Source organism: Citrobacter sp. wls714, from assembly GCF_005281025.1.
Lineage (GTDB): Bacteria > Pseudomonadota > Gammaproteobacteria > Enterobacterales > Enterobacteriaceae > Citrobacter > Citrobacter werkmanii.
The window spans coordinates 259,186-268,534 of record NZ_SZWZ01000095.1 but is presented as its reverse complement, the minus strand read 5'-3'; the positions used below and the strand labels follow the sequence as shown (position 1 = coordinate 268,534).

General features: G+C 51.1%; 10 protein-coding genes. All 10 read left to right on the top strand.

Features of this window, described 5'->3' with window-relative positions; translation table 11 throughout:
- Nucleotides 1–378: fimbrial protein (locus tag FDX11_RS21745; RefSeq protein WP_371414803.1), on the top strand; the 378-nt coding region annotated here is incomplete at its 5' end.
- Between the two features lie 78 nt (nt 379–456).
- Nucleotides 457–1,200 carry a fimbrial chaperone gene (locus FDX11_RS21740; protein WP_042312230.1) on the top strand — a complete coding sequence of 248 codons (744 nt, stop codon included), beginning with the start codon at nt 457–459 and terminating at the stop codon, nt 1,198–1,200.
- 35 nt (nt 1,201–1,235) lie between these two features.
- Nucleotides 1,236–3,839, top strand: coding sequence for an outer membrane usher protein (locus FDX11_RS21735; protein WP_137398522.1), 2,604 nt, complete (start codon nt 1,236–1,238; stop codon nt 3,837–3,839).
- Between the two features lie 16 nt (nt 3,840–3,855).
- Nucleotides 3,856–4,428 (top strand): fimbrial protein, encoded by a 573-nt coding sequence (locus tag FDX11_RS21730; protein WP_137365171.1) that lies wholly within the window; start codon nt 3,856–3,858, stop codon nt 4,426–4,428.
- A gap of 16 nt (nt 4,429–4,444) precedes the next feature.
- Nucleotides 4,445–5,035, top strand: coding sequence for a fimbrial protein (locus tag FDX11_RS21725; RefSeq protein WP_249360753.1), 591 nt, complete (start codon nt 4,445–4,447; stop codon nt 5,033–5,035).
- Nucleotides 5,036–5,041: 6 nt separating this feature from the next.
- On the top strand, nt 5,042–5,617 hold the full coding sequence (locus tag FDX11_RS21720; RefSeq protein WP_042312236.1) for a fimbrial-like protein: 576 nt from the start codon (nt 5,042–5,044) through the stop codon (nt 5,615–5,617).
- A 47-nt stretch (nt 5,618–5,664) separates the two neighbouring features.
- Nucleotides 5,665–6,921 (top strand): fimbrial protein, encoded by a 1,257-nt coding sequence (locus FDX11_RS21715; protein WP_157716792.1) that lies wholly within the window; start codon nt 5,665–5,667, stop codon nt 6,919–6,921.
- 110 nt (nt 6,922–7,031) lie between these two features.
- Nucleotides 7,032–7,826 carry a 3-methyl-2-oxobutanoate hydroxymethyltransferase gene (gene panB, locus FDX11_RS21710; protein WP_137349658.1) on the top strand — a complete coding sequence of 265 codons (795 nt, stop codon included), beginning with the start codon at nt 7,032–7,034 and terminating at the stop codon, nt 7,824–7,826.
- 11 nt (nt 7,827–7,837) lie between these two features.
- A complete protein-coding gene (gene panC, locus FDX11_RS21705; RefSeq protein WP_042312241.1) occupies nt 7,838–8,692 on the top strand; it encodes a pantoate--beta-alanine ligase in 855 nt (284 codons plus the stop codon).
- Nucleotides 8,693–8,787: 95 nt separating this feature from the next.
- Nucleotides 8,788–9,168, top strand: coding sequence for an aspartate 1-decarboxylase (gene panD, locus FDX11_RS21700; RefSeq protein WP_000621526.1), 381 nt, complete (start codon nt 8,788–8,790; stop codon nt 9,166–9,168).
- The last annotated feature ends 181 nt before the right edge of the window (nt 9,169–9,349 follow it).

Genomic DNA, 9,349 nt, shown 5'->3' with positions numbered 1-9,349 from the left:
AGTGCCGTCGGTATTCAGCCAGAACCGTTTTATATTACCGTTGACTGCGGAAAAACTAACACAAATATGAATGCGCACCTGAGCATGGCCTCGACGTTCTTCAGCAACAGCAATGGAACGCTCAACAACGATGACTCCATCACCAACCCGGCAACTGGCGTTAACCTGGCGATCCACCAGGTCGATAACTCCGGCGCCGCGCTGGCCTATACCCAGGTCAAAGTAAATGACGCTGCCGACATTCACAATACAACTTTTAATACTGACGGCGTGGCGAAATTTAACTTTGTCGTTTCTTACGTTAAGCAGTCTGGTGCTGTCCCTGTAACCGCAGGCTACGTCAAATCTAACACAGCATATACCGTTACCTACGACTAATCATTCGTGTTTCACAGGAGGAAGAGCGTGTGCTTCAACATGATCCTCCTCCTTATTTACCCTCATGGAGGAACAATTATGACCAGGACGTGTCGCTCTCTTTTTTGTGTCATCTTTACCATTACTTCACTATCAGCTATTCAACCCGTGTTCGCAGATATTGTCCTTTCCGGCACTCGTATTGTTTATAAAGAGTCACAAAAGGACACCACCATCCGTCTGGAGAATAAAGGTTCAACTCCAGCGCTGGTACAAAACTGGCTGGATGACGGCGACTCAAATGCAGACCCCAGCACCATTAATGTGCCTTTTAACGCAACTCCACCGGTGTCCCGCATCGAACCAGGACGCGGACAGACGGTAAAATTAACCTACACTGGCAGTCGTGCATTACCGAAAGATCGCGAAAGCATCTACTGGTTTAACGTGCTTGAAGTGCCGCCCAAAATGAAAGACGCTGACGTGAATGAAAAAAACGTCCTGCAATTAGCTTTTCGTACACGTATTAAACTGTTTTATCGCCCGGAAGGACTGGAGGGTGCCGCGTCAGAAGCGCCGCAGAAATTACAGTGGCGTATACAACAGAATGCGGGGAAAACGGTACTTCACGTCACAAATCCCACTGGTTATTACATTTCGTTTAATAAAGTCGAAGCCGTTGTCAGCGGGCGAAAATATGCCGTTTCCTCTTCAATGGTTGCTCCCAAAGGAGAAGCCGACTTCATCATTCCTGGCTTAACAGGCGCGCCCGCCAAATCAAGTATTAACTATATCGCGATTAGTGATTTCGGCGGTGCAATCAACGGCAAGGTGGATATTTAACGCTTACCTATACCTATAAACTTTCGGATGCGCCAATGAAACAGCTGTCAAAAAATTTCAGGGTCACTTTCCTGGCTCGCTTTATTGTCTTTACGCTATTATCCGGCAGCGTCTGTGCCTGGGCCGAAAACGAAACGATTGAATTTGACAGCTCCTTTTTAATGGGCCCAGGTTCCAGTAAAGTCGACCTTAGTCGTTATTCCGACGGTAATACCATTGCTCCCGGCTTCTATGATGTCAGCGGCTATGTCAATAACGATCTGGTGACCACACTAAAGGTCGAATTTATTGATATTGCAAATAATGGCAAAACGCAGGCGTGTATTACACCCAAAATATTAAGCCAGTTGCATATCCGCATACCTGACGATCTGCCCGAAAAGGCGCTACTGTTGAAACGCGAAGAAAGCGTTAACAACTGCCTTGACCTGGCAAAAGCGATTCCTCTGTCGAAAAGCCATTACGACGGCGGCGACCAGCGACTGGATATTGGCGTCCCGCAAATGTGGGTACAAAAAGGCTTCGCCAACTATGTCGATCCCTCTCTATGGGATGATGGCATCCCTGCTGCAATGCTGTCCTACAACATCAGCGCCTGGAAAAATGAAAACAACTATGGTACTGAAGACAGCGTTTACGCTGGTTTTAACAGTGGCATTAACCTTGGCGCATGGCATTTTCGCGCCCAAGGCAACTACTCCTGGCAAAAAGACGGCGACAGCAATATTGAGTATCAGAACCGCTATGTTCAGCGGGATATCGCCGCACTGCGTTCCCAACTGGTCATCGGTGAATCCGGTACCAGCGGCGAAGCTTTCGACACTGTCAATATACGCGGTGTTCGCCTGTATAGTGAATCACAGATGCTGCCACCACAGCTTGCCAGCTATGCGCCAACAATCCGTGGCGTAGCCAACAGTAACGCCAAAGTTACCATCACGCAGAACGGCTATAAAATTTACGAAACCACAGTACCACCAGGACCATTTGTCATTGATGACCTTTCGCCATCCGGGTATGGCGCCGATTTAGAAGTCACCATTACTGAAGCCGACGGCTCGAAACACAGCTTTAGCCAGGCGTTTTCATCGCTGGTGCAAATGATGCATCCCGGAGTCGGCAAATGGGACCTCAGTGTAGGCCAGGTCAATGACGACAGCCTGCATGATGAGCCGGGTCTGGCTCAGGGCACCTTTTATTACGGTTTTAACAGTACCTTCACCGGTTTTAGCGGTATTCAGGCCACAGATAATGGCTATTTTGCCGGGTTACTGGGACTTGGAATGAACACTCTAGTCGGCGCCGTATCTTTTGACATAACCCAATCTCAGACCGACATTCCTGACGATAAAACCTATCGCGGTCAGAGCTATCGCGTATCGTGGAATAAATTCTTCGCGCCGACGGACACCTCGTTAAACATCGCCGCTTATCGCTATTCGACAAAAGACTATCTCGGTCTGAACGATGCGCTAAGCATTATTGATGATGTCAAACACAGTAACGATAACACTGATCACGGCATGAACAGCTATTCGCGAATGAAAAATCAGTTCACGATCAGCCTCAATCAAAGTCTGCAAAGCGAAGACACAAACTACGGCTCACTCTATCTGAATGGCAGTTGGGCCGACTACTGGGTGACCAATGATTCCCGCAGCAGTTTCTCAGCGGGCTACAGCAACAGCCTGGGCTGGGCCAGCTATAGCATCAACCTGCAACGGACATATGATGAAAACGATAAACGTGATGACTCCATCTATCTGAGCGTGACTATCCCCCTGGATAAATTGCTCGGTACTGACAGAGACAAGGGCGGCTTTCACACCCTAAACAGCAGCATCAGCAGTGATTTCGATGGCAGTAATCAGTTCAATACCAGCGCCAATGGTTACAGCGCCGATAACCGATGGAGCTACAGCGTCAGTACCGCCTACGACATGGAGAAAGAGGAGAAAGATCTCTCCACCATCAGCTCCTACGTCAGCTACGACTCCGACTATGGCAGTATCGCCGCGTCAGCTTCCGCCAGCAACGACAGCTCGCGTCAGTATTCCTTAAATACCGACGGGGGCTTTGTGCTGCACAGCGGAGGACTCACCTTCAGCAACCAGAGCTTTGGCGATAGCGATACGCTGGTCCTTATTGATGCACCAGGCGCGGAGGGTGCGCGCATCGATTATGGTAACAGCACTATCGACCGTTTCGGTTACGGTATTGGCAGTTCGTTAACACCGTACAGGGAAAATCTCGTCTCGCTCGATATTAACGAGCTGGATAATGATATTGAAATGAAAAGCACCAGTGCGACCGTGATTCCACGGCGTGGTGCGGTGGTGGTGAGTCAGTTCGAAACTGACCAGGGGCGCTCTGCAATTATTAACCTTATCCGTAGTGATAGCCAGCCGGTTCCTTTTACCGCCGAAGTCTTCGATATGAACAATACTCTGCTGGGAACCGTTGGTCAGGGTAGCCAGGCATTTGTTCGTGGAATCAATGAGAGCGGCGAGCTGGAGGTGCGCTGGAATCAGCAGAATAAAATGCAGAGCTGCCGATTGCACTACCAGACCACATCAGGCAATAAAAAGGTGGTGGGTAAAACCACCATTTTCAACGCCGTCCCTTGCAAGATGCAATAGATTACGAGGACACAGGATGAGAACACACCACGTAGTCAACTCACTGGCACTCACCAGCGCGCTGCTGACACAGTCAGCCTTTAGCAGTACTCAGGGATTGAGTCTTAACTTCACCGCCGTCATTGAAGAAACGACCTGTCTCATGAAGGTCAGCCCCCTTAGTAATGCATCGCTCAGCGGTAGCGACGCACAGTATGCGCTCACTATTCCCAATATCGGGATCGCCGAACTGCTTAAGGCCACCGCCAGCACCGAGGGCAGCTTTAAGCTCAAGCCGGAGGAGTGCAACAACGCAATCGCTTCAATCGCGATGACCATCAAAGGCGTCACGCTGTCGACGACCAACTTCATGATAAAAAACGACCTGACCGAGGGAAACGCTGAAAACGTTGGGCTAGGCTTTAAGCCCGCCGGCAGTGACGACAGCAGCCGGCTGAGACTCGATGGCACGCAACAAACCGACTGGAGCCAGAGCCAAATTGCCGACGGTATGGAGCTAAGCGCCTTTTTCCGCCGCGCAAGTACCTCAGTGTCACCGACAACCGGTGATTTTCAGGCTAAGGCCATTTTTACCTTTACTTATAAATAAGCGGGAGGCTGCGTTGATGCGATATCTCATTCGGCTATGTAGCACACTGTCTATTCTCCTTGCCGCCGCACCGGGCTACGCGGGCACAAACTCACTGGAAATGACGGTATCCACTACCATTACGCCGTCAACCTGCCAGGCCACGCTGCACGACGACAGCGGCAAAGCGAACGGGATTGTTGATATTGGCGACGTTTATATTCCGCAGGTTGTGAATAAAACCAACTCACGCGCCTTTTCGCTGGTATTCAGCGACTGCGTAGGTCTGGCTAAAAAGCAGGCGAATGTCACCCTGACGGCAAAAACCGGCTGCGATGGCGCTTCCGGCGGCGGCAATGGATTCCGCAATGCCTTAAACGGTAGCAACGACGCGGCAAACGTCTCTGCCGAGGTGTGGACCACCTCAACGCCGGGTAGCAGCGGCAGCAAACAGCTAAGCTGCGCCAACCCGGCGCAGCAACTGATCGATCTGGCGCAGGCCAGCGATGAAACCACGGTCGTCATGCCGCTCAGCGCCCGCATCGTGCTCGCCTCCGGCAGCACCGTCGCGGATTTACACACCGGCTCCTTCTCTACCCAGGGCCTGTTCACCATTACCTATGAGTAACATGTGATGAGCAAATTATTGTATGGCGCTGTCGGCATCGGCTTATCGTTGCTGGCCTCGCTAAGTCAGGCTGATACCGATGTGGAAATCAAAGCCAATATTGTCAATACCAGCTGTGAAGTCTCACTTGACAATAATGGGCTCGTTGAGTTGGGCACCAAAGGCTATGACTACTTCGCCAGCGGCATCACCGCCGAAGATCTATACGATGGCGGCAGCACCTTCTATGTGCACGTGAAAGACTGCATGCCGGTCAGCGGCAAAGATCCGTCGAAAATTATCCTGCATTTCTCCCCATTGTCCGGCAGCTTTGCCCCCGGCTCTATGCAAATTTTCGCCAACGATGAAAGTAATGGAGCAAAAAATGTGGGGGTGGTGATTTTCTCCATTAACGATGCCAACAATATCTATAACGTGATGAACACCGACGGCACGCCGCGCAGCCAATATGACGTCACTGCCGCCGACTACGCCGATAGCCGCTATTCGTTTTACGCCCGGATGCAGAAGGTGCAGCCAGGGCAGTCAATTGTCAGCGGCCCGGTGAAGTCCAGCGTGCTGGTGTCAGTTTATTATGAGTAAAAATTCACCGGCTTGAGAAGGAGATTTCAATGAGAAGGAGCGCGCCGATGCAATATGATAAAAACAGAGGATGGCAGAGGTCATTTCCCTTCATTTTATCAATGTATTTAATAATACAGATATTTTTTTCTGCCACAGCCTGTGCCCAGACGGATACTTTCGTATTAGGCAACGGTAAGCAGAACTATGAATATGATGGCCCATCAAGAGATGGTACCTATAAGCTCATCTATCCTGCTGGACGCACCGTCTACTTCAGCCGGACAAACGAGCTGGCGCCTGCTAACGTCACCATCAACTGGAACGACTCTCATGGCTCAGCATCAGCAGATAATAGCCTTTTCTGCTACGTTTCAGAGCAGGGCCAAAGCACTACGGGTGCCCTGTCCATCGAGTCTGGCCTCGTTTCCGCAGGAAGCTACGGCGGAGTCGATATTTTTAAGACGAACATTACGGGTCTCTATTTCTCACTCACGCTACGCAGCTTCCATTCGTACGTTCTGCAGGTAAGCGGTCCATCAACGGCAATGCAAAACGGCATCATGCACAACCTGATTTCAGTCAGTGCGGGTAACGGAAGGGGATGTACAGGGCCAGATTTATCAGGACCAGGGCATTACTATACCTGGGGTGGGTTGTCGTTTTATGCCGCAATCACCTTTTATACCGATCAAACCTATACACCAGGCAATTCAAAGATCACCTTGCTCAAAAACGGCGACTATCATCTCCGCATCTGGAATGAAAACCCAGCGGCAGGCGTTAATAGTTTTTATCAGAATGTAACCTTTGATATTAGCTCAGTAACCATCGCGGAGCCCACCTGCACCACACAGCCCGTCGCCAGCGGTAGCACCGTTAGCGGCACCACTGTCGATCTGGGCCGCTACAGTCCGAACGACATTATCAACGGTGCCACTGCTGTTCCATTTTCCATCCAGTTGGCAGGTTGCAAGGGTCTGCGCAATATTAATGTGACGCTCACCACCACCACGATGGCCAAAACGCCTACCCTGCTTGGCAATATTCTCACGATGAATAACGCCACCGGCGTGGGGCTGGAGATCAGCGGCGCGGCCAATAACTATAGCTCACAAATGGTAATGATTCCAAACGACCCAACATCAGTCTATAACGATCAGCGCGATACTTCCGGCGATGATAATATCTACGGCAGCAGCGAAAACGGGAAGGTCCAGTCTCAAACTCTCAACTTCCTGGCCACGCTTAAACGTGATGGAACCCAGTCAATTGGGTCTGGAAATTTCAAAGCGAACGGTGTTTTTACCATCGACTATCCCTGATGACTGTTTAAGTGGTGGTCGATAAGATTCCCACAAAGGGCTAACGCTATTCCGCTTCATTCCCCTACAATGCGGCCATTCTATTCATCAATATTATGGCCGGAGAGGTTATGAGCAAACCCACTACTATCGCTGTGCTGCAGAAATGCAAACAAGAGAAAAAGCGCTTCGCGACGATTACCGCCTACGACTATAGCTTTGCCAAACTGTTCGCCGATGTTGGCATCAACGTGATGCTGGTGGGCGACTCCCTGGGCATGACAATTCAGGGGCACGACTCTACCCTGCCGGTCACCGTGGAGGATATCGCCTATCACACCCGCGCCGTACGCCGTGGCGCGCCCAACTGTCTGTTGCTCGCCGACCTACCGTTTATGGCTTATGCCACGCCGCAACAAGCGTTTGAAAACGCGGCCACGGTTATGCGAGCAGGCGCTAATATGGTCAAAATCGAAGGCGGCGCATGGCTTACGAATACGGTGAAAATGCTCACCGAACGCGCGGTGCCGGTTTGCGGTCATCTGGGATTAACACCCCAGTCGGTGAATATCTTCGGCGGCTATAAAATTCAAGGCCGCGGCGACGCCGGACAGATACTACTGGATGATGCGCTGGCCTTAGAAGCCGCGGGCGCTCAGTTGCTGGTACTCGAGTGCGTGCCGGTTGAACTGGCGAAGCGCGTCACTGAGGCTCTGTCGATTCCGGTAATCGGCATTGGCGCGGGCAACGTCACCGACGGTCAGATCCTGGTGATGCACGATGCGTTTGGCATCACCGGCGGTCATATTCCAAAATTCGCGAAAAATTTCCTTGCCGAAGCGGGCGACATGCGCACCGCCGTACGGCAGTATATGGCTGAAGTGGAGTCCGGCGTTTATCCGGGCGAAGAACACAGTTTCCATTAAGGAGTCTCGTTGTGTTGATTATTGAAACCCTGCCGCTGCTGCGCCAGCATATTCGCCGTCTGCGTCAGGAAGGCAAACGCGTCGCACTGGTTCCCACAATGGGCAACCTGCACGACGGCCATATGAAGCTTGTCGATGAGGCAAAAGCCCGGGCAGATGTGGTGATCGTCAGCATTTTCGTCAATCCGATGCAGTTTGACCGGCCGGACGATCTGGTGCGTTATCCGCGCACGCTGCAGGAAGACTGCGAAAAGCTGAACAAGCGCAAAGTCGATTATGTATTTGCCCCAGCCGTGGAAGAAATTTATCCTCAGGGTCTGGAAGGCCAGACTTTCGTTGATGTTCCCGGTCTCTCCACCATGCTGGAAGGCGCCAGCCGCCCAGGCCACTTCCGTGGCGTTTCCACGATCGTCAGCAAGCTGTTTAACCTGATCCAGCCAGATATCGCCTGCTTCGGTGAGAAAGATTTCCAACAACTTGCGCTGATCCGCAAAATGGTGGCGGATATGGGTTATGACATTGAGATCGTTGGCGTGCCGATTATCCGCGCCAAAGATGGTCTGGCGCTTAGCTCACGTAACGGTTATCTGACTGCAGAGCAGCGCAAAATTGCGCCAGGTCTGCACAAAGTGATGAACGGCATCGCTGAAAAACTGATTGCGGGTAATCGTGAGCTGCAAGAGATTATTGCCATTGCCGAGCAGGAATTGAATGAAAAAGGCTTCCGTGCCGACGACATTCAAATCCGTGATGCCGACACGCTGCAGGAACTGACGGAAACCAGTAAACGAGCGGTAATTCTGGCCGCCGCCTGGCTGGGTCAGGCGCGTCTGATCGATAATCAAAGCGTTACATTAGCCCAGTAGACAGGGGTTAAAAATCAGGCAATACTGCCTGAGAATTTCTCAAAGCAGGCCATTCGCGCCTGCTTAGCCAAGGTAAACGACAGGGTATAGAAGTTATGATTCGCACCATGCTGCAAGGCAAGCTCCACCGCGTAAAAGTCACGCAGGCGGACCTGCACTACGAAGGCTCCTGCGCCATCGACCAGGATTTCCTCGATGCCTCTGGTATTCTGGAAAACGAAGCTATTGATATCTGGAACGTGACCAACGGGAAACGTTTTTCAACCTATGCTATTGCGGCTGAACGCGGCTCCAGAATCATCTCGGTGAACGGTGCGGCGGCGCACTGTGCTGAAGTCGGCGACATTGTGATTATCGCCAGCTTCGTCACTATGTCTGATGAAGAAGCCCGTACCTGGCGGCCGAAAGTGGCCTACTTTGAAGGCGACAACGAAATGAAGCGCACCGCGAAAGCTATTCCGGTCCAGGTTGCCTGATATTCTTACACTTCTCATTTAAGTCATCGATAGCCTCCAATGTATTATGGATGGAGGCTATTTAAGATGGTTCAATCTGGCTTACCTACTTTATTGCTTTACTTTTATTGCTGACAGACCATAAAGGTGACGCAAGCAAAAGATAAGTTAATACGTTTAGTTTTACATAAAGCACAAGCAG